The following is a 21,825-nucleotide window of genomic DNA, read 5'->3' as shown; positions in this document are numbered from 1 at the left end:
AGGCGCATCACACCAGCGGCCTGTGCCGGAGTCTCGTCGTCTTCGGCGCGCCCTGCGTGCGTGCTTCTGGACCACGTTCCGTCCGTACCGTGAGCACGATCACAGCCTAATTCGAGGGGTCCCTCATGTTAGTCTTGATGTATGAGTCACCAGCACGTCCTGTCCGCGCCCCAGGCGCCGGCCAAACCGCTGCGCCGCGACGCGCAGCGCAACAGGGACGCGATCGTGGCCGCTGCCCGCAAGGCTTTCGCCGAGCAGGGGCTGGACGCTTCCCTGGAGGGTGTTGCCCGCGAGGCGGGTGTCGCGATCGGCACGGTCTACCGGCACTTCCCGCGCCGGCTCGACCTGGTCGAGGAGCTCTTCACCGCGAAGTTCACGGATCTGCTCGCTGCGGCCGAAGATGCCGCGGCCATGGACGACGCCTGGGAGGGGTTCTGCTCCTACCTGGAAAAGCTCTGTGAACTGCAGGCCTGTGACCGGGCCTTCAACGACCTGGTCTCGGCCCGCCTGCCCGTCCACGCGCTCGGCAGGGGAATGTTCGAGCGCACGGAGGAATGGGTCGCTCAGATCTTCCGGAACGCCCAGGAGCAGGGCGTCCTGCGTGACGATGTCACTCCGGAGGACGTCGCTTTCGTGATCTGGTCCCAGGTCGGGATCATCCAGGCCACCCGTGCCGTCGCTCCCCACGCCTGGCGCCGCCATCTCCACCTGCTGCTCGACGCCTTCCGCGCCGAGTGTGCCCACGAACTGCCCGAACCCCCGCTGACCCCTCAGCAGTTCGCGCAGACCCTCACCACTCTCGAGTGCCCCGAAGAGGAGTGCCGCGAGTGCCGTGAGGAGGCATGAGCCGCGGCTGACGAGGTCGTGCAACACGGCATGCAGCGGGACATGCGGCGGGCCCGGTGCCGCCGTCGGCATCCGGGCCCTCAGTCCCACGGGGGCGTCACCGTCCAGGGGGATGGTGTTCAGTTTGGGGTTCCCCCGGTGTGCGGGAGGTGCTGATCAGCTGGTCAGGGCGGGTTGACGGGGTTTCAGGCTCGTTCGTTCGGCCGTTGCCTGGTCGGCGTAGTGCTTCTCCTTGAACTCGATCGGGCTGAGGTAGCCGAGCCGCTTCTGGATGCGCCGGGAGTTATAGAAGCCGTCGATGTACTCGAACAGAGCGAGATTCGCCTCGGCGCGGGTGGCGAAGACGCGCCCGCGGATGCACTCCGTCTTGATGATCATCCACAGGTTCTCCGCGAGGGCGTTGTCGTAAGAGTCCCCGACTGAGCCCATGGACGCGTGAACTCCCGCTCGCACCAAGCGAGTTGTCAGCTTCACGGACGTGTACTGACAGCCGTGGTCGGCGTGGTGGACGAGCGTGCCGGGCTCGACCTCGCGGGAGGCGAGGGCGTACTCGAGGGTGGTCAGGACCAGGTCGGCGTCCGCGCGGGCGGAGGTCTCCCAGGCGACCACCCGGCGGGAGAACGCGTCCCGGATCGCCGAGAGCCACAAGGGCCCCTCACCGGTGGTGATCATGGTGAGGTCGGTGACCCACAGCCGGTTCGGCGCGGGTGCGGTGAAGTCCCGCTCGACCAGGTCCGGGGCGAGTGTGGCCTTGGGATCGCGGCGTGTGAAGGCGCTTCGGCGTGGGCTGATGCCCGCGATCTCGGCCTCGCGCATCAGGCGCTCGACCCGTTTGCGGCCCACGTGGACGCCCTCGCGCTTGAGCAGGGCGTGCACGCGCGGCGAGCCGTAGATCCCGCCCGAGTCGGCGTGGATCTCCTTGATCTGCTCGGTGAGTTCCACGTCGCGGCGCCGGCGTTCGCACGGCTCGCGCTCGGCACGACGCCAGCGGTAGTACGTCGAGGAGGCGATGGAGAGTTCCCGGAGTACGCACTCGACTCCCAGGTGCGGGTGCTCGTCAACGAGCGCCGTCACCTGGGCCGGGTCGGGTCGAGCTGCGCCGCGAAAAAAGCCGAGGCCGTCCGCAGGACCTCGTTGGCCCGCTTGAGCTGGACGTTCTCCTTGCGCAGCGCGGCGAGCTCGGCGCGTTCATCGGTGGTCAGCCGGTCGTCGCGCTCGCCGGCGTCCGCCTCGGCCTGGCGGATCCAGCCGCGCAGGGCCTCGGGGTGGACGCCGAGGTCGACGGCGAGCTTCTTGATCTGCGGCTTGGGGTCGGAGGTGCGGTACATCCGTACCGCACGCTCACGCAACTCCAGCGAGTACTTTCTGGGAGCGGCCATGGTCGATGTTCCTCTCATGAGTCCCATCTGACCCTCTGTCAATACACTCCGCATCTCGGGGGAACCTCAGTTTTCCGCCAGCAGCTGTGCCAGTTCGGCGTCCAGGTCGAACCGGCTGGATTCGGTCCCCGGCGGCACCGCGGACCGCGTTTCGCGCAGGAAGGATTCCACGCTCTGCGCGGGGAATTCGAGCAGGGCTGATCCTGCAGGCGAACTGAGAACCATGCGCACCACATCGCGTCCCGAGTCACTGGTCGGCCACATGCGCACGTCTGCGTGCCCGGTGTGCTCGCTCAGAGCCTGAGCCACCATGTCGCGGCTGAGGAACCACTCGACCGTTCCGCTCTGGTCCAGGGGGTGGAAGACGGCACGCACGGCATAGGGGTCATCCGCGTCGTACTGCAGTGCTGCAGGTATCGACACCGACAGGTCGTGCGACAAGACGAGCCGCACGGGCAGCTCGTGTGCCACGGTTCTGACCGATCTCACTGTCCCTCACTTTCATGTCCCCGCTCGCCCGGCACTGCGATGGCTCCCTGTGTGCTTCGAGGCGCGGGGGTGGCGGTACCGCCGGCGCGATCGGAAGCGCCGGTAGGCGGGAGCAGCCCACGCGGTTCCCGCGTGTTGTCCTTGTTCGCCCGGGGGGCGATTTCACCGGCTTGCGCCCGATGTCGGCTCGGCGAGCGGTCGGTTTGACGAGTCGCAACGGCGCATCCCAAAGCCGCGTCGTTGCGGCCGGTCAAACCGACCGTGCTGGCCTGCGGCCGCATCAGCGCTGGTCCGCGTACCACGCGACCTGGTCCAGGTACCAGCGCTCGGTGCTGACGCGGTACGTCGTCGCCTCCTCCCAGCGGTACCCGTCCCAGACGTACAGGTGGCTACCGTTCCAGCGCTCTTCCCCGTAGTGGCCCTGACGGTGGTCGTTCGTGTACCAGCCGCGGGGTGCGCCCCAGCTGTCGTTCTGTGCGTCGTGGTGAGTGCTCTGGTATCCGTTCGTGCGGTCGCCGCCGGTGGTGAAGGCGGTGATCGCGGTCTGCGTGTGCGTCCCGGGCGCCGAGGCCGTCGCTGCTGACGCCGTGCCGCTGACTCCGAGAAGGGCTCCGCCTGCCAGCGCCGTGGAAGCGACAGCGGTCGAGACGCGCTTGATCCACTTGTTCATGGTCATCTCCTTGTGATGTGCCGCGATTCCGTTGACCGGGCGGCCGTCCTGTCCGTGATCCGGGGAATCCGGATCGGCCGGGTGCCGAACTGCGAGGATCATCCGGAGGGGGTCCTCATGTTCGGCGTTGCCCAGCGTACTCGAGGGGGCCCTCATGTTTACGGTGAGGCTCATCACAGCACGTCGGAGGGGTCGAATGCCACGAGCAGGGCGACGACGGCCGAGGCGGCGGGCGCCCGGCCCGACCCGCAGGAACGGGCACCCGGGACCCGGGGCGCCGACGCCAAGCGCGCGCCGGGAGCCGCCGGGATCAGGCGCCGCCTGCGCCGCGACCTGCGCATCGGGGATGTCGTCCGACATCACCGCTCGGCTCTCCCGCGGCCGACGCTGCCCTTGCCGAAAACCTCATCCGCTCAGGTGGAAGTCGGTGTGCGAGACGCTGGAAGGCCGCGTGCGCGGATGCTCGGATTGGTACTCTCGCGCGGCCTGCGATCACCCCGGCATGATCGCCGGTCGTGCTGCTGTGACTGGCTTGCCTGACCGTGGCGAAAGCGTTCGCCGTGCTGCGCCTGCTGCCCATGAGCGATCGGGACAAGCACACAGAGATCCTCGCCCTGCGCCATCAGATCACGGTGCTGGAGCGCCAACTCGGTGGCGAGAGGATCCGGTTCTCTCCAGGCGATCGCGCGTTCCTGGCAGCGTTGCTGCACGGCCTGCCCTCGGAGGTGCTGCGCAGGATTCGGCTGGTGGTGCGTCCGGACACGGTGCTGCGCCGGCACCGTGATCTGGTCGCGCGCCGCCACGCTGCGCGCTCCCGGCCCAAGCGGCCGGGGAGGCCGCGGACCGTGCGCTCCGTCCGGCTGCTGGTGCTGCGGCTCGCCCGCGAGAACTCCAACTGGGGATATCGCCGTATCCACGGCGAACTCCTCGTTCTGGGCGTCGGGGTGGCAGCCTCCACCGTCTGGGAGATCCTCCAGGAAGCCGGGATCGATCCGGCACCCGAGCGTGCTACGAGCACGGGGGCGGACTTCCGGCGCTCCCAGGCCGACGCCCTGCTGGCGTGTGACTTCCTGGAAACGGTCACCTTGCCCGGGGCGCGCATGTATGTGTTCGCGGTGATCGAGCACGCCAGCCACCGGATCCGGATCCTCGGCGCCACCGCGCACCCCACCGCCAGGTGGGTGACGCAAGCCGCGAAGAACCTTGTCATGAACCTCGAAGACGCCGGCTGCCGGGCCAGGTTGCTGATCCGGGACCGGGACGGGAAGTTTCCCGGCCTGTTCGACGCCGTCCTCAACGATGCGGGGATCGAGGTAGTACTCAGCGGAGTACGGATGCCTCGCATGAACTCGATCATGGAACGGTGGGTGCCGACCTGCCGGCGCGAGCTGTTGGACCGCACCCTGATCCGGAACCAACACCACCTGCTCCACGCGCTACGCGGGTTCGAGAGGTTGAGCTGCCACCGGGTGATCTCGCAGTCCCGCATATGTCCCTTATTGTGGCTTTTGATGTCGTGTCTCGGCGGATGGGACGGAGTTGGGCCGTGGCGTTCGCGGAGTCGGCCGGCGGTGGTGAGTCGATGCCCTCTCCCGAGCCGGCCCCGGAGTCCGAGCGACGGTTCTGGGCACCGCTGCTGGCGGTGTGCGCCGGGTATTTCATGGTGATCCTGGATGTGACGGCCATCAACGTCGCCGTGCCGGTGATCGGCCGCGAACTGTCGGCCTCGCTCACCGGCATCCAGTGGATCACCGATGGGTACACCCTGGTCTTCGCCGGGTTCCTGCTGACCGGTGGCGCGCTCGGTGACCGGCTGGGCAACCGTCGGGTCTTCTGCACGGGCGTGGCGGTGTTCACTCTGTCCTCGGCCGCGTGCGCGCTCGCGCCGGGCGCCCCGTCCCTGGTTGCGGCCCGGTTGGTGGAGGGGCTCGGTGCGGCTCTGATCGTGCCCGGTTCCCTGGCCCTGCTCCAGCAGGCCTACTCGGCGCCGGCCGCACGCTCGCGGGCTTTCGGACTGTGGGGTTCGATGGCGGGCATCGCGGCCGCTGCTGGTCCGCTGCTGGGTGGGCTGCTCGTCTCCACGATGGGCTGGCGCTGGGTGTTCCTCATCAACCTGCCCGTCGGTGTGGCCTGCCTGGTGCTGACGCTGCGGCATGTGGCACGCTCGCCCCGGCGCGCCGCCCGGGCCCTGGACTGGCCGGCGCAGTGCGCGGTGGTGGCGGCGGTGGCGCTGCTGACCGCGGCGCTCAACGAGGCCGGGCGGCGGGGCTGGTCCGATCCGGCTGTTCTCGCTGGGGTGGGCCTGGCCGTGCTGGCCGCCGCGGCGTTCGCGGTGCGCGAGCGGCTGGCCCGCTCTCCTGTCCTTCCGCCGAGCCTGCTGTGCTCTCGTACGATGAGCGGTGGAGCCGTCATCGGCCTGCTGTTCAACTTCGGCTTCTACGGCATGCTGTTCACCGCCAGTCTGGAATTCCAGCACCAGCGCGGCTTCAGCGCCCTCGGCACCGGGCTGGCGCTGTTCCCGACGGTGGCGATGACCATGTTCGCCTCCGTCCTGTCCGGGCGGCTGACCCGCCGCACCGGCGACCGTCCACTGGTGATCTCCGGCATGCTCCTGGCTGCCCTGGGGCTGGCCGGCTGGGCCGCGGCGGGAGCCGACCCCGCCTACCCGCTGCTGCTGGCCCCGATGATGGCCGCGGGATTCGGTACCTCCTTCGCCCTCACCGGTTCAACCGCCACCGTGATGGGTGCCGCGCCTTCGGCGTACTCAGGCGCCGCCTCCGCCCTGTTCAACACCACCCGCCAGATCGGCAGCGCCACCGGCGTCGCGCTCGGCGGCAGCCTGCTCGCCACAGCCACCGACTACAACACCGGGCTGCGCACCAGCATGGCCATCGGCGCGCTCGCCTACCTGGCCGCCGCAGGCCTCGCGTGGCTGTGCGTGCCGGCGATACCGAAAATGACCTAGGACGTCTTGGGGCCGTCGGGCAGGCCAGGCAGTCTGCGACTCGCCAGCAGAAGGCTGGATGCGGAATCCGGGCCCACCGATTTCCCCGTAGTGGCGGGCCTGGCCTTGTGTGTTCAGCGGGCGAGGGTGATGGTGATGGGCTGGCGGCTGGAGGCAGCGGAGACCGCGATGAGCGCGCGCGGGTCGTCCAGGTCGTCCAGGTCGTTGGCGTAGGCCTCGCGCTCCTTGGGTGTCCAGGTGGAGGCGCCGATTGGGGGGTGCCCCTATCTGTTTGGTCAAGCCGGGTGAGGATGGTCGGCATGACGGATCGGGATCGGTTGGGGCGGACGGCGGTGCACTATGCGGCTGCCGATGGGGACGCGGATGGCCTGAGGGTGCTCTTGGCCGGAGGTGCCGCCGCGGAGGCAGTCGACGATGCGGGCTGGACGCCGCTGCATTTCGCGGCTCAGGCTCAAGCCCCATCGGTTGTCGAGGTTCTCCTGGCCGCGGGTGCGGCGGTTGATACCGCGGATCGTCATGGCAATACGCCGTTGTGGAGGGCGGTGTTCTGTTCACAGGGCGAGGGCGCGACGATCCGGCTGCTGCTGGAGGCCGGTGCCGACCCTGACCGAGACAACGGCCATGGCATGAGCCCGCGGGTGTTGGCGGTACGCATCGCCAACTATGACGTGGCTGCTCACTTGCCTGCCGGAGACGCGACTTCCTCCTAGGCTCCACCGCCCGTGGTGGCGGCTCGTAGAAGGTCCCGTCGCGGAGCATCGCGAAGAGGACATCGGCCCGGCGCCTGGCGAGGCAGAGCAGGCCCGCGATGCCGGGTCACCTAGACGAATAAGTCCGATGTCTGATCTGGTGGTTCTTGAACTTCCCGTGCGGCGGTCTGTGATCCTGGAGGGACTACGACGGAGGGAACTGCGCGTATGTCGTCCGGGTATGGCTTTCACCCGTTGTCTCTCGGTGTGAGGTTCGTGTTGGAGCTGGTGGCTCTGGGGTGCTTCGGGCTCTGGGCATGGGCTGTCGTGCCTGGTTCCCTGCGGTATGTCTGCGTGGTTGCCGTTCCCCTGATCGTGGCCGTGCTGTGGGGAGTCTTCGCCACCCCAGACGATGCATCCCGGTCCGGGGGGACGGTGATTGCGACACCTGGTCCGCTGCGGTTCCTGCTGGAGCTGGCTGTGTTCTTCGGCGGTGCGGCGGCGTTGTACGCGGCGGGATCCCGCACTCTCGCCGTGATGCTCGCCGGTGTGCTGGTCGTGTACCACCTTCTGTCGTGGGACCGGGTGTTGTGGCTGGTCAGGCATTGAGTCCGCCCCAGCCGTATCAGGTTGGCGGTGCGTTCGGGAACACACAGAGGGTGTCCAAGATCGTTGCGTGACGAATGACCTGGACACTCTGCTGACCGCGCTGTACGTGAAGGTCGATGATGAGCTGGAAGCCAGCCGTTGGATGGGTAGGCCGCCGCAGCTGACCGATGCCGAGCTGGTCACCCTCGCGGTCGCGCAGGCGCTGCTCGGCTTCCATTCCGAGACGCGCTGGTTGCGGTACGCGCACACGCACTTGGCCGCGATGTTCCCGTACCTGCCGCAGCAGTCCGGGTACAACAAGCGCCTCAAGGCGGCATTGCCACTGGTGAAGAAGGCGATACGGATGCTCGCCGTGGACACGGACTTCTGGTTCGACAACCACTGGATCGTCGACTCGACACCAGTGCCGTGTGGGATGTCCCGGCCGACAGCGATACGTTCAGAGATGGTGGGCTGGGCCGGATATGGGTATTGCGCGTCCCACTCCCGGTTCTTCTGGGGCCTACGCCTGTACCTGGTTTGCACGCCGGTTGGCATGCCAATCCTGTGGGCCCTTGCGAACCCGAAGATGGATGAGCGTGAAGTACTGCAGTCCATGCTTGACGTCGAGGCCGACCTGGTCACAGACAGGCCCGGACTCCTCCTGATCTCCGACAAGGGCTTCGCCTCCAAGGAGTTCGAGAACGATCTCGCGATGCGGGGCATCGAGCTGCTGAGGCCGTCGTTCAAGCGGGAGAAGAAGCGCAAGGGCGAGAGACTGCTCAAGTCCGTACGCCAGCTGATCGAGTCTGTGAACGACACGCTCAAGGGACAGTTGGGCCTGGAACAGCACGGCGGCCGCACTCACGAGGGTGTTGCCGTCCGCGTCGCCCAGCGCATCCTCGCCATGGCCGCCACGATCTGACACAACCACAAGGCCGGAGCACCCATCATGCGCTCCCTCATCGCATTTGATCACTGAGCACATAGGACTTGCTCGTCTAGGTGTTGCGGGTCAGGAGGTTGATGACGTTTCGCTGATCAGCGGATCTCGTTGTCGGGGTGCTCGCTGTCGTAGGTCTCACGGGCGCGGGCGATGCGGGCCCGGTGTTCGAGTGACCAGTCGGCAAGTGCCTTGACGAGGTGTGTCAGGCTCGCGCCCGTCTCGGTGAGCCGGTAGTCGACCTGGGCCGGCACGGTCGGATACACGGTCCGAAGGACCAGGCCGTCTCGCTCCAGTCGGCGCACCGTAAGGGTCAGCATGCGTTGGGAGATCCCATCGATGGCGCGCTGAAGTTGCCGGAAGCGTCGCGGGCCGTTGGCGAGCTCGACGATGACGAGGACCGACCACTTGTCACCGACCCGGTCGAGGACGTCGCGGATCCCGCAGTCGGGGTGGTCCTGCTGTCCGCAGGGTTCGAGTTCAGCGGGTTCAGCGGTTACCTCGGTGTGCGTCACTGACACGAAACTGCCTCCTTGTGGGTCGACCTGGGCCGGTTGAAGATCTCACCGTAGTTACTGAAGAGAACCACGGTAGGAGACAGAACCACAATGATCATGGTGACCGGCGCGAACGGACAGCTCGCCTCTCTCACGCTCCAGGAGTTGGCTGAGCGCCACGTGCCCGCCCTGGGCGGCACTCGATCGCCCGCAGAAGGGCAGCGGCGACTCGACTTCGACGACCCCGCGAGCCTCGACCTCACCGGCGTTTCTACGCTGGTCCTCGTCTCGGCGGGGTACGCCGAGGACGATCAGGTCATCACCCGGCACCAGGCAGCTGTAGACGCTGCGGTGCGCAATGGCGTGAGCCACGTGGTGTACACCAGCCTGGCTGGCGACGGTGACCACCTTGGCTTCGCCCTCGCCCATCGGGCCACCGAGCATCTGATCAAGTCCAGTGGACTTGGGTGGACGGTCCTGCGCAACGGGCTCTACGCCGAACTCTTCGGGGCGCTCCTGACCTGGACCGCTGACGGTGTGGAATCGGCGTTCGGCGACGGAGCGCTCGTCGCTGTGGCGCGGGCGGACCTGGCCGCGGCCGCAGCCGTCGTGGCCGGCAATCCGACCGCGCACGCCGGCAAGACCTATGACCTGGTCGGCGAACCGATCACCGCCGTCGGCATCGCCGAATCCCTCGGAGTCGCGCACCGGACCATTGGGCTCGGGGAGTACCGGGCCCAACTCCTCGCTGACGACACGCTACTGCCGTTCCAGCCGCCGATGCTCGCCTCGATCGCGACCAGTGTCCGCCACGGGTTCCTCAGCACCACCGGCCCCGACCTCGCCCAACTACTCGGCCGACCGATCACCGACCCGCTCACCGTCGCCACGGACACCGCGGCCGCGATGCGCCCCGACGCCAGCTGACGCGGATGGTTCACCGCAATGCGCCACTGTCCATCGAAGGTCGCCGTCGCCTGATCGAACGCTGCCGCACCCGGCCGATCGCGCACGTCGCCGCCGAGATGGGTATCTCCCGGGCGTGCGCCTCAAAGTGGGTTAACCGCTATCGCCAACACGGGGACCTCGGATTGTTCGACCGATCCTCGACTCCGTCCCGCCAGCCGACCGCAATCAACGCAGACGTCGTTGCGCAGATCGAGGACCTGCGACGCAGGAACAAGTGGTCCGCCTCCCGAATCGCCTTTGAGCTTCAAGAAGACGGCTGGCAGATCAGCCGCCGTACCGTCTCGCGGTACCTGCACACGCTCGGGCTGAACCATCGCCGGTTCCTCGACCCGAACGGAGAATCCAACCGCGAGCCACGGCGGATCACAGCCCGCCGGCCCGGACACATGGTCCACATCGACGTGAAGAAGGTCGGGCGGATACCCGACGGCGGCGGTTGGCGAGTCCATGGCCGAGGGAGCGCTCAAGCCAAGGCTGCCGAGCGTCGGAAGCGGAAGGGCCGGCGTGCCGGATACGCCTACCTGCACTCGGCCGTCGATGGGTACAGCCGACTCGCCTACACCGAATCGCTGAGCGATGAGAAGGCCAGCACCGCCATTGCGTTCATGCACAGAGCGCGAGCCTGGTTCGCGGCGCACGGCATCACTCGCATCGAGCGGATCGTCACCGACAACGGCTCCTGCTACCGAGCCGACGCCTTCACTCGGGCTCTCCTCGGGTCACGGCACCAGCGGATCGCTCCATACACGCCCCGCCACAACGGCAAGGTAGAGCGATACAACCGGATCCTTGCCGAGGAGTTCCTCTACGCCAGGACCTGGCAATCCGAAGACCAACGAAGCCAGGCGCTCGACATGTGGAACATCCACTACAACTACCACCGGCCCCACAGCGGCGCGGGAGGGCAACCGCCAGCTGCCCGACTACGTGACGGCGTCACCAACGTCGTGGCCTCGTACACCTAGGGGTTACCGGGACTGGCAGTCAGCCGCGGTCACGGAGGCTGGCTTCTTCGAGGTCGAGTTCGTGCTGGATCCGGCGCCGGGTGGCGTTGCTGATCTTGTTCGCTTCGTAGAGGCGCTGGAGCTCGGCCGCCTCGATGGCGATGAGTGTCCGGCGTATCTCGCGGTAGGCGTCGGCAGGACGGGCGTCCGGGTCGCTGTAGTGGGCGTCTTCAACCTGGTGGATGCGCGCTTCCAGATGACGACGGGCCTGTTTCAAGGCGGCCTCGGCGGCGGCACCCAGATCAGCGAGCTGATCCAGATCGCCAAGCTGTTTGAGCTCTTCGAGAGCGGCGTTTGCAATGTGTCGGCGGGTCCGGGCCTCCTCACGGGCGGTGCGCTCCGGTTCCAGAGCGATGCCGGAGCGGCGGACGACGGGGACCAGGGTGAAACCCTGGAAGATCAGAGTGAGCGCGATGGTCCCGGTGGTGAGCGTGAGAATGAGCGCCCGGTGCGGCAGCGGCGCCCCTGTGTGGGTGACCAGGGGGATGGAGAGCGCGGCTGCCAGCGGCATGACGCCTCGGGTGCCCGCCCAGGACAGGACAGCCGGGACGCGCCAGGAGAGGCGGTTGTCGCCCTCCCCGTGCCGGTGATGGATCAGGGCGGACAGCGGGAAGATCCACAGCAGGCGGATCGCCAGCAGAGTGAAGGCGATCACCGGCACCCACAGCGGCCAGCCGTGCTCGTCGCGCGCGAGATGACGGACGGCCGAGGGGAGCTCGAGGCCGATCAGGGCGAAGACGACGCTCTCCAGCAGGAAGGTCACGGTGTCGTAGACGGCGTGGACCTGGAGGCGGACGGGGGCGTTGCTGAGCTTGTGGCCGGTGCTGCCGAGGACGACCCCGGACACGATGACGGCGGTCACGCCGGAGGTGTGCGATTGCTCCGCGATGACGTAAGAGGCGTACGGCGTGACCAATGCGATGACGGTCTCCAGCATGGGGTCCTCGGTCCGTCTGCGGATCAGGGCCACCACTGCGGCGACCGCCGCGCCGATGAGGCCTCCTCCGCCTGCAAGGATCAGGAACTGCTCAACGGTCCCGGGCACACTGATGGCGCTGCCGGACACCGCGGTGGCCACGGCGACCTTGTACAGGACCAGTGAGGTGGCATCGTTGAACAGGCTTTCCGCCTGCACCATGGCCAACACGCGCGGTGGGAGAGACAGGCGCCGGCCAAGCGCGGTCACGGCCACGGGGTCGGTGCTGGCCAGGACAGAGCCGAGGATGAACGCGGTCGCGGCCGTGAGCGGGGTGATCGCGTGGGCCACGTACCCGACGGCGATGGCCGAGGCGAGGACCAGGCCGAAGACCAGGCCGGTCACCGGCCGCCACACGGTGCGCAGGTCGCGGACGGAGATTTCTCCGGCCGCGGCGTAGAGCAGCGGTGGCAGCACCAGCACGTTGATCACGTGAGGCGGCAGGCTCACCTCTGGAACCCAGGGCATCAGCCCCACGACCAGACCGGCAACTACGAGGAGCGAGGGGGCGGGCAAGCTCCAGCGTCGGGCACCGGTCGCCACGGCGGTGGCCAGAACCACGAGCAGCAGGATGACGGTCAGGCCGGTCATGGAGTGTCCCGGGTGGGTTACGGCTTGTTACCCCCCTGTGACCAGGTGCTTTATCAACGTAACCGACCTCGGGCGGTGATGCAGCCGACATGGAGCCGCGACCGTCCAGGGCGCGGCAGTCGTTGCGGCGGCGCACCTGCCCATGGTTCAGGCCCTGCCGGCGGTGAGCGCTCCGGGCTCGCACATGCGATCGACGATCGCCTCGCGGTCGGGGTGACTGGTGGAGAGGCGGTATTCCGGAAGCGTGCTATCCGGTGCCCGTCAACTTGTCAGCCGGTCAACTGTTCAGCGAACCCAGGAATCCCAGCAGCGTCGCATTGACCTGGTCGGAGTACTCCTCGGCGATGCAGTGGCCGCAGCCGGGCAGGATGTGTGCCGGTCCGATGCCCGGGTGAAGCGTGGGCAGGGCGGGGATCAGTTGGTCCATCCCTGGGAACCCGTAGACCAGGTCACGGTCACGGTCGCCGGTGACGTAGCGGCCGGGCATCCGGTACTGCGCGCCCTCCCACGGGGCGGTCAGCTGCCAGTTGCGGTACCAGTTGAGAGCGCTGGTGAACCCAGCTTCGGTGAACTCGGTCGCGAGCGTGTCGATGTCGGCTTCGGCGAGCCAGGAGGGAAGTTCCTCAGGGTCCTCAAAGAGGTCCAGGAATCCGTTGCCCGGTGGGACGAACGGCTCGACCTGCGGGTCGCTGTGCGGATTGTCGCCGCAGAGCCCGTACATCACGCGGCGGAAGGTGCGGTGCGGGTCCTTCGCGAGCTCGGCGGTGAGCGCATTCGACCTCGACTGACGGTGCGCCAGGCGAACCACCCCAGTTCGAATCCACCGAACCCGGGGCGGTTCACGCTGCGGAGGCGGAAGTAGGAGCGGCAGCGAGGAGCGCGGCGGCGCCAACCCCGGGGGACGACGCAGCACGTCGTAGGGGAGGAGCGGTCAGGGGTGCTAGGCGTTGCTCCACCCGGTTGTGCTGGAATACGAGTCCAGCAGGTCCACCACGAAGACCAGGGTCGAGCCCGCCGGGATCAACGGCGAGGGCGACTGATTGCCGTAGCCGAGACGCGGGGGAACGATGATCTCGCGCCGACCGCCGACCTTCATCCCCCTCACCCCCCGGTCCCAGCCCTTGATGACCTTGCCACTGCCCAGGGCGAACTTGAACGGCTGGCCCCGGTCCCAGGAGGCATCGAACTCCTTCCCGGACTCGAAGGTCACCCCGACATAGTGGACCCTGACCACCATGCCCGGCTTCACCTCAGCCCCGTCCCCGACGACCAGGTCCCGGATGGTCAGCTCGGTAGGAGCGTCACCCTCCGGAACGTCGACCTCGGGCTTCGTCAGTTCACTCATTGCAGCCTCATCACTCTCCGTCGGAAGCCGTCGCACGGACCAGCCGGACACATGGACACTCCATGCAGCAGATGGTCACGCTACCGAGAATGCCGGCCCCCGGAGCACACCAGATCCAGCGGCCACACGTGATGATCTTTCGCACAGCCGATGAACGCGACCGCCACGCACAGGTCACGCAGTAATCGCCAGAACGAGACGAGGTGCAGACGGCTGTCGGCACATTGCGAGACAGGGCCCTCCACCTTGATCGTGGACACCTCGACACTGGATTTTGAGTCCAGGGAGAGGAGTCCCGGGTGGGGACCTACAAGTACTCGGCGGAGTTCAGGGCCGACGCGGTGGCGTTGGCTCGTTCGTTGGGCCGGCCTGTCTCGCTGAGGCATGATTCGCGAATCATGAATTATGCCTCAACAGGACGTGGAGCGGCTGCGTGAGGTGTCCGTGCGGGTCTTCGGCAACCGTTACCGGGCGGAGTTGATGTGGGCGCTCGCATCGGCGGACGAGCGGGGTGTGTGCCTGGGAGACCTTGCCGCCGCCCGCAACGCACCGGCGAGTGTCTACCAGGCGCCGATCCGGGCCCTGGTGGAGGCCGGGCTGGCCGAGCGGCTGACGAGGACGCCGGGGGAGCGGCGCCGCTGGTACCGGCGCAGCGACAACGACGCGCTCTGGCAGTGTCTTGAAGGCCTGTTGAGGTGTTTGGCAGAACAGTCCGTACCCATGCGGGTTGGATAGTCGGCGGGGCCGCCGCGTGCGGCCGGAGCCCGGGGTCAGTTTCCGTCCTCGTCCTGGGCGCGTTGGTAGAGCTTGGCGATGTCGTTGTCGAAATACGCGGCATAGGAGACGTCGTCCTCGTCGCCGCCGCCTTCATGGCCGCCCAGGATGCCGATGACGGTGCCGGTGCGGCTCTTGGGGTCGTAGTTGGCGAGCCAGGGGCTGCCGCTCGTGCCGCCCTCGAAGTCGGTGCACTGGATGCGCAGTTGGGTGTCGCTGTATTTCGTGGTGCGGTTCTGGCAGGAGATCGGGGTGTCACGGCTGGTGGGGTAGCCGGTGATCTTGACTTCGTTGTTGAAGCCGCGGTCTATGCCGAGGCTGTTGCCGCCCAGGACGTCCTGGATGTTCTTGCCGTCCTTCGGGTCGACCGTGAGGAAGGCGACGTCGAGGTCCTCGTCCTGCGATTTGGCCCAGCGGTCGTCGACGACGACCTTGTTGGCCTTCCACAGGCCGGTGGGTTCGTCGCCGTTGCGGTAGCCGGGGGCGAAGACCAGGTCGTCCACCGGCTTCCCGGCGTCGGCGTCGAAGGCGCAGTGGGCCGCGGTGATCAGCATGTTCCGGCCGGGGCTCTGCACCACGCTCGCGGTGCAGAAGTGGGCGCCGTGGTCGTCCTTCTCGAAGACCGTGCCGATCCGGGCGTTCTCATCGGTCCTGCGCGGGGTGTACGCGGTGCCGTCCTGGGCGGGGGCGGTCGCCGAGGGGTCCTGGTCCTGAGGGGTCTGGCCCGGCTCGCCGGACTTGCCGTAGCTGCTGCGACCGCTGTTTCTGCTCGTGTGGGTCTCCTCCGCGGCGGAACCCACCACTGCGGCTGCCCCCACGATGACCAGCGTCAGTGCTATGCCAGCCTTCATGGAGCGAAACGGTAGCCCAGTCCGGGCATGGTGATCGGCCGGGGTGGGGCAGACGGCTGACAGGTCCCCGACCCTACTCAGGGCGGCCGCCGAGCGGGCGCACCCGGCAGCGGTACTGATGATGGGTGCCGTCGGCCTGGACGGTGAGACTGGACTGGCACTCAGAGCCGGATGCAGAAGGCTGAACCGCCCAGATCATTCGAGGAGTTCCGTTGCGGACGCCCCGCGTGTTCTTGCTGCCGCGCTCATGGCCCTCGCGGCCTTCGCCGCCGTCGGGTCGCCGGCCGCCCGCTACCGGCAGCTCCTGGCCCGCAAGTACGGCATCCTCGGCCGGCTCACGCTCTTCGGCAGCAGGCTGCGCCGGGGGCTGGACGGGACGGTCGGGATCCGCGTGACCTTGTAGCGCGGGGCCCGGACAGACCGGACCCCGCGCAAGAGGGTGCCCTCGTACATCGTGCTTACGGTTTGTCTAGCACCGTCCCCGTCAGCACCGGCCTGTCGGGCAGCGGAACGGCGTTTCTGTCGGTCAGTGCGAGGCGCATCGACTCGGTCGGCTCGGCCACCTGGTCCCGCACGGTCGGCACGACGAAGTCCACGCTGGTGTTCCCGGCCGGGATGCTCAGCCACACCCACAGGTGCGCGTCGGACAGCGGCCGCTCGGGGTCGGGCACGTCACCGGACGAGTCCTTGAGCCACTGCGGGTCCACGTCCTTGGTGGACAGCTCGGTGCCCTCGGTGACCGGAAGCACCCGCACCGCTTGCCCGATGTCCACCGCCGCGGGCGCGTCCATGGACAGCCGCCAGGTCAGCGCCTCTCCCTCGGTCACCCGGCCCGCGACCTGTGACAGGGTGACCACCGGCTCGGGGTCGTCATTCTGGACGGTGAGCCCGCCCCGGGGCTTGCCGACGACGGCGTTGTGGACGGCCTTGACGGCGATGTCGTGCTCTACGTCGTCGTCGCCGTAGGCCGTGTCGCCCTTCACCTCGACTGGCACGTCGATCGCGTCGCTGCCGGGCCATACGGTCACGAGGCGGTTCTCGGCCCGGCCGCTGTCGGGGTCGAGGACGTACACGCGGACCTGCCCGCTGCCGTGCCCGGAGATCTTGACCGGGATCCGGTAGGTGCGGGTGCCCGAGTCGCCTTCCTTGACGACCGTGCGGCCCACGTCGACACGCGGCAGTGCGGCCGCGTTCACCGCCGGAGTGCCGGGCGCCCAGCCCCAGGCGTCCATCAGCCAGGCCCGCCCGGACTGCGAACGGGGCGTCAGCTCAAGGGACTTGACATGGCTGAGATCGAGGCCGGCCCGGGTCGCGGCCGACAGCGGGACGCGCAGTTCCTGAGCCCAGTAGGAGGCGGTGAGCCCGGAGCCCGGGAGCCCGTCCACCTTGACCGAGCCCAGCGTCACCCGACGGTTGGAGAAGTCGGTGACGGATACGTCGAACTTCGTGCCGGTCGTGTTCGGCGGTACGAAGACCCGGAGCGCGAGCTTCTGGGAGTCGCGGAGGGAGAGCGGCTTGGCCGGAGTGATGCGCGCGGCCGTGCCCGGCGCGGACCACTTCAGGCCCACCGCGCTGCGGCCGGTCTCCTGTTGCGTCACCCACTGCGCGAAGTGCGGTGACGATCCGAGGGTCTCCGGGTCCAGACAGGCCACGGCCGGGTCGGGGTCGACCGCCGAACACAGCCGGGCGCCGGTCACCTTCGCCCCGCCGTCCGGCAGGAAACCACCGCTGCGGCGGCCGCCGACCGCGTGGGTCAGCACCCGGGCCGGGTCCGCGGACGGGGCCCGCGTGCCGGAACCGTCGAGCAGCGGACGCACCCGGTCGTCCCCGGCGAGGAAGAGCCGGGCCGCGGCGGCGATGTACGTCGCGCCCGCCTTGTGCTGCTGGGCGGCGGTCAGCCGGGTCGCGGCACCCGGCGTGCACACCGGGTCCGGTTCCTCCTCCGGGTCGGTCCGGAAGTCGTCCCTGGCCGGTGCGACGGCCTCGCCCGGCGTCCACTCGCTGTTGAAGTAGTTGTGGTTGGCGCCGACCACGTACACCGCGCTGTGCAGTGCCGCGCCCCGGCTGATCCCGCGCGTCCCGTCGACGAAGGTCTCGCCCTGCAGGTCCGACACGTCGCCGTCGCAGCCCGGCAGCAGCGTCACGGACGGCACGTCGGCGACTGGATTCTGGCCGAAGATCGTCGGTCCGATAAGCACAGTCCCGCGCACCTTCCAGCGCACCGGGCCCCGGTAGCCGTCCTCGGCGGCCGGCGGCGGGTAGAGGCTGTCCAAGGCGGCCCGGTTGACGCCCTCGCCACCGCGCGAATGGCCGACGAGCAGGACATGGGAGAGGTCCGCCTTCGCCGCCTCGCGTACGACGGCCGGGGCGGAAGAGCGATGGGCGCTCCAGTCGGCCCAGCGGGCGAGGTGCTGCCGTACCAGCGAGGAACGCGCCTGCGCGCCGGCGTCCTCGGCCTCCCAGTCCTGGGCGTTGATGCCGTTCGCCGAGATCGACACCGTCACATAGCCCTGGGAGGCCAGCAGTTGCTGGTCGCGCAGATAGCCCAGGTAGCTCGGGATCGGCTTGTAGCCGTCCGCACAGGGCCAGTCGCCGGTCACGTCGTCCTCGGAGCCCGGCTTGTAGCAGGTGTCGTGGCGGCCGTGCAGGAACAGCGCGAGCGGCCGGCTGCCGGAGGCACCCTTCGGCGCCACCACCTCGGCGGTCATCTCCACCGGGGTGTCGAACCCGGGCAGGCGCACCAGGTCGAGGTCGTACTCCCCGGCGACCGTGCGGTACGCGCCGGGTTTGCCCGGATCAACGCCGTTCGCCGGCGCCTGCGCGGGCATCCGTGCCACGCTCGAGCCGGACCTGTGCGTGTCGTCGGCCGCCGCGTCCAGCCGACGTCCCGCGGCCGTCACTTGAAGGTCCGTCAGCTGCTCGGGCCGCGTCTCGCCGAGGGCGAGCCGGAAGGTCCGCCCATCCCTCGCCGGCTTCGGCACCCCGAGCAGCCGGTCCCCGGTACGGAACTCGACCCGCGCATCCCCCATGGGCACGGCCTTCGGCGCACGCCAGACCAGCTCACGCGCCCCGCCCTCCCCGTCGATCCGCCACCCCGGCGGAAGTGGGCTGTCGTCCGTCGCGCTCAACAGCCCTGATTCGTGCGGCTGTTCAGCCTGTGCCAGTCCGGGCGAGCCCGCCAGGACCGCCAGCACCGCCACGGCGGTCACACATATTCGCCGGGCACGGATCAATGATCCTCTCCTCAAAACCCCGTGCGCAGACGTCCCGTCGGTCCCGGGCGCCTCTCGCATCACCTAGGACGGGGGAGGGCGCTGTCACGTTGGCTGACCGGGTGGGATGATCTTCTGGTTGATCATGCTGGGAGGGCGTCGTCCGTGGGGAGCACGTCACCGTCGTACAGGGGGCACCGGTACCCGGGCCAGGTGATCTCGCACTGTATGCGGCTGTACTTCCGCTTTCCGCTCAGCTTCCGCGAGGTCGAGGAGCTGATGCTCCAGCGCGGCGTCATCGTCTCCTGCGAGACAGTGCGCCGCTGGTGCGCCAAGTTCGGCCAGGCCTACGCGAACGGACCGCGCCGCCGCCTGCCCCGGCCCGAAGACAAGTGGCAGGGGAAGGCCGGCCCCATCTCGGTGCCGCGCCTCGAGCGCAGTACCACCCGCCCCGCGTCGATAGAGACCAGGGCCTGCCACCTGTCTTGCTTCGGCTCACCCGCCCACCCCGGCAGCAGCGCAGGGTCGGACACAGGGGCGGCGAGCATCGGTTCCGGCAGTGTCCACGTCACAGCCCATGCCTTTCACCCAGCCCGCCCGTCGGCAAACCGGGTGCGCGTACGCACCCGACTACCGGCCCGGCCACGGCAGGTCAGCGCACTACAACACCTCGCCGGGGGCTGTGTGCTGAGCTCCTGGCGCACGTCCAGGCAGCGCAGCCGGACACGGGCTGCCCGGATCCCGTGTCGTACGGTCTGATGTCGCGGCCGCCCACCGTCCGCAACGGATCTCACCGAACCCGGCGGTGCCGCCGGTACGGCCGAAAGATCTGAACCAATACCGGGAATCAGGCCGCGACGAGCTCCTGCTCGCGGTCCGGCGTCTTGACCTTGGGCTTCTTGTTCGGCAGCGAGAGCCGGAAGACCTTGTGCCACGCGGAGAACACCTGCTTGGGCAGCGGCCCGGTGACGTACTCCAGCTCGTACTTTTCGAACAGCGCGCGCACCTTCACCGCGACCTCGGCGTACCGGTTGCTCGGCAGGTCCGGGAACAGGTGGTGCTCGATCTGGTGCGACAGGTTGCCGGTCATGAAGTGCATGGCCCTGCTGCCGCTGATGTTCGCCGAGCCCATCATCTGGCGCAGGTACCACTGGCCGCGCGTCTCGCCCTTGATCGACCGGCGCTCGAAGACCTGCACGCCCTCGGGGAAGTGCCCGCACATGATCACCGAGTGGGACCAGATGTTGCGGACCAGGTTCGCGGTGAACGTGGCGGCGAGCGTGGTGAGGAACGACGGGCCCGACAGCAGCGGGTGGATCACGTAGTCCTTGAGTACCTGCTTGCGGATCTTGCGGCCCACGGCCTTGGCCCGCGCGCGGAACTCCGGGTTCTTGCGGCGGCGCTTGTGCAGGTTCTTGCCGAGCTCCAGGTCGTACGCTGCGATGCCGTACTCGAAGAAGCAGGCGTTGAGGAAGTTCCACAGCGGCTGGCCGAGGTGGAAGGGGTGCCACTTCTGGTCCTCGTCGACGCGCATGATGCCGTAGCCGAGGTCGTTGTCCTTGCCGATCACGTTGGTGTACGTGTGGTGCAGCTCGTTGTGCGAGTGCTTCCACTGGTCGGCCGGCGAGACGTGATCCCACTCCCAGGTGGTGGAGTGGATCTTCGGGTCCCGCATCCAGTCCCACTGGCCGTGCAGGATGTTGTGGCCGATCTCCATGTTGTCCATGATCTTCGCCACGGACAGACCGGCGGTGCCGATCACCCACGCGGGCGGGAAGATCGAGAACAGCAGCACGCCCCTGCTGACCAGTTCGAGCTTGCGCTGCGCCGAGATGACCTTTCGGATGTAGGCGGCGTCTTTCTCGCCGCGGCCGGCGATCACCTCGTCGCGGATCGCGTCCAGCTCGCGGCCGAGCTCCTCGATCTGCTCCGCGGTCAGGTGGGCGGTGGGGTCGATGGCGGTCAAGGTGCTCCTACCGTTCGATGTCGCAGGGGCCCGCGGCGGCGGACACGCAGGTCTGGATGAGGACGCCCGGCTCGGCCTCGGTGATCTCGCCGGTGCGCAGGTCGCGGACGGCGCCCGCCTTGAGCGGCGAGACGCAGCCGAAGCAGATGCCCATGCGGCACCCGGAGGGCATGAGCACGCCGGCCTCCTCGCCGATGTCCAGCAACGGCGTGGCGCCGTCCGCGTCGACCCTCTTGCCGGTGGCGCTGAACGTGACCTCGCCGCCGTCGCCGGTGACGACGATGCTGGGGCGGAAGCGTTCGGTGTGCAGGCGCTCGTGTACGCCGTGCTGGGTCCAGTGCTCTTCGGCGGCGTCGAGCAGGCCCGCTGGCCCGCAGGCCCAGGTCTCGCGCTCGGCCCAGTCGGGCACGAGTTCGTCGAGACGGGCGATGTCGAGCATGCCGTCTGTGTCGGTGTGCACCTCGGTGAGCCGCAGCTTCTTGTCCGTGACCAGGTCGTGCAGTTCGCTGCGGAAGATCACGTCTTGCGGCTGTGGCGCGCAGTGGACCATGACGACGTCGTCGAACTCGGTGTCGCGCAGCATGCCCATCACGGGCGTGATGCCGCTGCCGGCCGTCAGGTAGAGCACCTTGGCGGGCTTGGCCTGCGGCAGCACGAAGTCACCGGTCGCCTGGTCGAGTTGGATCAGCGTGCCCGGTTTCGCCCTGCGGACCAGGTGGTTGCTGACCTTGCCGTCCGGGATCGCCTTCACGGTGATCGTGACGCGGCCGTCTGGGCGGTTGGTCGGCGAGGTGAGGGAGTAGGCACGCCACAGGCGCACCCCGTCGACGTCGACCCCGATCCGCACGTACTGACCGGCTGTGTGGCCGCGCCAGCCCCGTCCCGGCCTGATCACGATGGTCGCGGCGTCACCCGTCTCGGGGTGTACGGCCTCGATGCGCCCGCGCAGGTCGGCGCCCGCACGCAGCGGGCTGACCAGGTCGAGGTAGTCCGACGGCAGCAGCGGCGTCGTGACCATCTCCAGCAGTTTCCACGCCCTGCTGCGGAGGGCTGTGCTCGTCATGGCTCCAG

The 21,825-nt window shown here is 68.5% G+C and carries 21 protein-coding genes and 3 pseudogenes; 11 read left to right on the top strand and 13 right to left on the bottom strand.

From position 1 onward, the window contains the following. The first annotated feature begins 141 nt into the window (after nt 1-141). Nucleotides 142-846, top strand: a complete 705-nt coding sequence (locus tag OG798_RS00735) for a TetR/AcrR family transcriptional regulator (protein ID WP_095849810.1) — start codon at nt 142-144, stop codon at nt 844-846. 156 nt (nt 847-1,002) lie between these two features. Here OG798_RS00735 and OG798_RS00730 read toward each other — a convergent pair whose 3' ends face one another. The 4 genes from OG798_RS00730 to OG798_RS00715 form a co-directional block, all read right to left on the bottom strand. Next, on the bottom strand, nt 1,003-1,920 hold the full coding sequence (locus OG798_RS00730) for an IS3 family transposase (protein ID WP_328755846.1): 918 nt from the start codon (nt 1,918-1,920) through the stop codon (nt 1,003-1,005). Further along, a complete protein-coding gene (locus OG798_RS00725; RefSeq protein WP_179436216.1) occupies nt 1,917-2,225 on the bottom strand; it encodes a transposase in 309 nt (102 codons plus the stop codon). The genes OG798_RS00730 and OG798_RS00725 overlap by 4 nt, the downstream gene beginning before the upstream one ends. A gap of 66 nt (nt 2,226-2,291) precedes the next feature. Continuing rightward, nucleotides 2,292-2,696, bottom strand: a complete 405-nt coding sequence (locus OG798_RS00720; protein ID WP_257016064.1) for an SsgA family sporulation/cell division regulator — start codon at nt 2,694-2,696, stop codon at nt 2,292-2,294. A 298-nt stretch (nt 2,697-2,994) separates the two neighbouring features. Then, nucleotides 2,995-3,384, bottom strand: coding sequence for a hypothetical protein (locus tag OG798_RS00715; protein ID WP_328755845.1), 390 nt, complete (start codon nt 3,382-3,384; stop codon nt 2,995-2,997). 578 nt (nt 3,385-3,962) lie between these two features. Here OG798_RS00715 and OG798_RS00710 point away from each other — a divergent pair. Together OG798_RS00710 and OG798_RS00705 are read left to right on the top strand one after the other, a co-directional pair. Further along, on the top strand, nt 3,963-5,051 hold the full coding sequence (locus OG798_RS00710; RefSeq protein ID WP_435864136.1) for an integrase: 1,089 nt from the start codon (nt 3,963-3,965) through the stop codon (nt 5,049-5,051). After that, nucleotides 4,967-6,349, top strand: coding sequence for an MFS transporter (locus OG798_RS00705; protein WP_328755843.1), 1,383 nt, complete (start codon nt 4,967-4,969; stop codon nt 6,347-6,349). The genes OG798_RS00710 and OG798_RS00705 overlap by 85 nt, the downstream gene beginning before the upstream one ends. Nucleotides 6,350-6,492: 143 nt before the next feature. On the opposite strand, the pseudogene OG798_RS00700 reads toward OG798_RS00705, so the two are convergent. Then, a pseudogene (locus OG798_RS00700) lies at nt 6,493-6,597 on the bottom strand (HNH endonuclease); the annotation flags it as partial. A gap of 51 nt (nt 6,598-6,648) precedes the next feature. Between OG798_RS00700 and OG798_RS00695 the strand changes: the two are divergent. The 3 genes from OG798_RS00695 (at nt 6,649) to OG798_RS00685 (ending at nt 8,551) form a co-directional block, all read left to right on the top strand. Further along, complete coding sequence (locus tag OG798_RS00695; protein ID WP_328755841.1) at nt 6,649-7,059, top strand: ankyrin repeat domain-containing protein; 411 nt, start codon at nt 6,649-6,651, stop codon at nt 7,057-7,059. A 207-nt stretch (nt 7,060-7,266) separates the two neighbouring features. Continuing rightward, on the top strand, nt 7,267-7,647 hold the full coding sequence (locus OG798_RS00690; RefSeq protein ID WP_121413437.1) for a YrdB family protein: 381 nt from the start codon (nt 7,267-7,269) through the stop codon (nt 7,645-7,647). 67 nt (nt 7,648-7,714) lie between these two features. Next, nucleotides 7,715-8,551, top strand: coding sequence for an IS982 family transposase (locus OG798_RS00685; protein ID WP_328755837.1), 837 nt, complete (start codon nt 7,715-7,717; stop codon nt 8,549-8,551). A gap of 116 nt (nt 8,552-8,667) precedes the next feature. On the opposite strand, the gene OG798_RS00680 is transcribed toward OG798_RS00685, so the two are convergent. Then, complete coding sequence (locus OG798_RS00680) at nt 8,668-9,090, bottom strand: winged helix-turn-helix transcriptional regulator (protein ID WP_121413774.1); 423 nt, start codon at nt 9,088-9,090, stop codon at nt 8,668-8,670. An 87-nt stretch (nt 9,091-9,177) separates the two neighbouring features. Between OG798_RS00680 and OG798_RS00675 the strand changes: the two genes are divergently transcribed. Further along, the gene (locus OG798_RS00675; protein WP_121413773.1) at nt 9,178-9,993 is read left to right on the top strand and encodes an NAD(P)H-binding protein; all 816 of its coding nucleotides are present in this window, start codon (nt 9,178-9,180) and stop codon (nt 9,991-9,993) included. A 5-nt stretch (nt 9,994-9,998) separates the two neighbouring features. Next, the gene (locus OG798_RS00670; protein WP_328755836.1) at nt 9,999-11,000 is read left to right on the top strand and encodes an IS481 family transposase; all 1,002 of its coding nucleotides are present in this window, start codon (nt 9,999-10,001) and stop codon (nt 10,998-11,000) included. 19 nt (nt 11,001-11,019) lie between these two features. Here OG798_RS00670 and OG798_RS00665 read toward each other — a convergent pair whose 3' ends face one another. The 3 genes from OG798_RS00665 to OG798_RS00655 form a co-directional block, all read right to left on the bottom strand. Continuing rightward, nucleotides 11,020-12,606: a Na+/H+ antiporter gene (locus OG798_RS00665; RefSeq protein ID WP_328755835.1), complete on the bottom strand. Its 1,587-nt coding sequence runs from the start codon at nt 12,604-12,606 to the stop codon at nt 11,020-11,022. Between the two features lie 277 nt (nt 12,607-12,883). Beyond that, nucleotides 12,884-13,414 (bottom strand): alpha/beta fold hydrolase, encoded by a 531-nt coding sequence (locus tag OG798_RS00660; RefSeq protein WP_328755834.1) that lies wholly within the window; start codon nt 13,412-13,414, stop codon nt 12,884-12,886. Between the two features lie 132 nt (nt 13,415-13,546). Next, nucleotides 13,547-13,951 (bottom strand): FKBP-type peptidyl-prolyl cis-trans isomerase, encoded by a 405-nt coding sequence (locus tag OG798_RS00655; protein WP_093479447.1) that lies wholly within the window; start codon nt 13,949-13,951, stop codon nt 13,547-13,549. Nucleotides 13,952-14,356: 405 nt separating this feature from the next. On the opposite strand from OG798_RS00655, the gene OG798_RS00650 reads away from it, so the two are divergent. Then, the gene (locus OG798_RS00650; protein WP_095849801.1) at nt 14,357-14,686 is read left to right on the top strand and encodes a transcriptional regulator; all 330 of its coding nucleotides are present in this window, start codon (nt 14,357-14,359) and stop codon (nt 14,684-14,686) included. A gap of 35 nt (nt 14,687-14,721) precedes the next feature. Here the strand turns inward: OG798_RS00650 and OG798_RS00645 are convergent, their stop codons facing one another. Continuing rightward, nucleotides 14,722-15,576 (bottom strand): trypsin-like serine peptidase, encoded by an 855-nt coding sequence (locus OG798_RS00645; protein WP_328755830.1) that lies wholly within the window; start codon nt 15,574-15,576, stop codon nt 14,722-14,724. A gap of 286 nt (nt 15,577-15,862) precedes the next feature. Here OG798_RS00645 and OG798_RS00640 point away from each other — a divergent pair. Further along, nucleotides 15,863-15,979: pseudogene (locus tag OG798_RS00640) on the top strand (PPOX class F420-dependent oxidoreductase); the annotation flags it as partial. Nucleotides 15,980-16,034: 55 nt separating this feature from the next. Here the strand turns inward: OG798_RS00640 and OG798_RS00635 are convergent. Continuing rightward, nucleotides 16,035-18,809: a hypothetical protein gene (locus OG798_RS00635; RefSeq protein ID WP_328755829.1), complete on the bottom strand. Its 2,775-nt coding sequence runs from the start codon at nt 18,807-18,809 to the stop codon at nt 16,035-16,037. Between the two features lie 144 nt (nt 18,810-18,953). Between OG798_RS00635 and OG798_RS56330 the strand changes: the two are divergent. Next, nucleotides 18,954-19,184, top strand: a pseudogene (locus OG798_RS56330) (IS6 family transposase); the annotation flags it as partial. Nucleotides 19,185-19,635: 451 nt separating this feature from the next. Here the strand turns inward: OG798_RS56330 and OG798_RS00625 are convergent. Continuing rightward, nucleotides 19,636-20,754, bottom strand: coding sequence for a fatty acid desaturase family protein (locus OG798_RS00625; RefSeq protein ID WP_328755828.1), 1,119 nt, complete (start codon nt 20,752-20,754; stop codon nt 19,636-19,638). A gap of 7 nt (nt 20,755-20,761) precedes the next feature. Then, nucleotides 20,762-21,817 carry a ferredoxin reductase gene (locus tag OG798_RS00620; protein ID WP_328755827.1) on the bottom strand — a complete coding sequence of 352 codons (1,056 nt, stop codon included), beginning with the start codon at nt 21,815-21,817 and terminating at the stop codon, nt 20,762-20,764. Nucleotides 21,818-21,825: the final 8 nt, after the last annotated feature.

The organism is Streptomyces sp. NBC_00271 (assembly GCF_036178845.1).
GTDB lineage: Bacteria > Actinomycetota > Actinomycetes > Streptomycetales > Streptomycetaceae > Streptomyces.
This window is presented reverse-complemented; position numbering and strand designations above follow the sequence as displayed.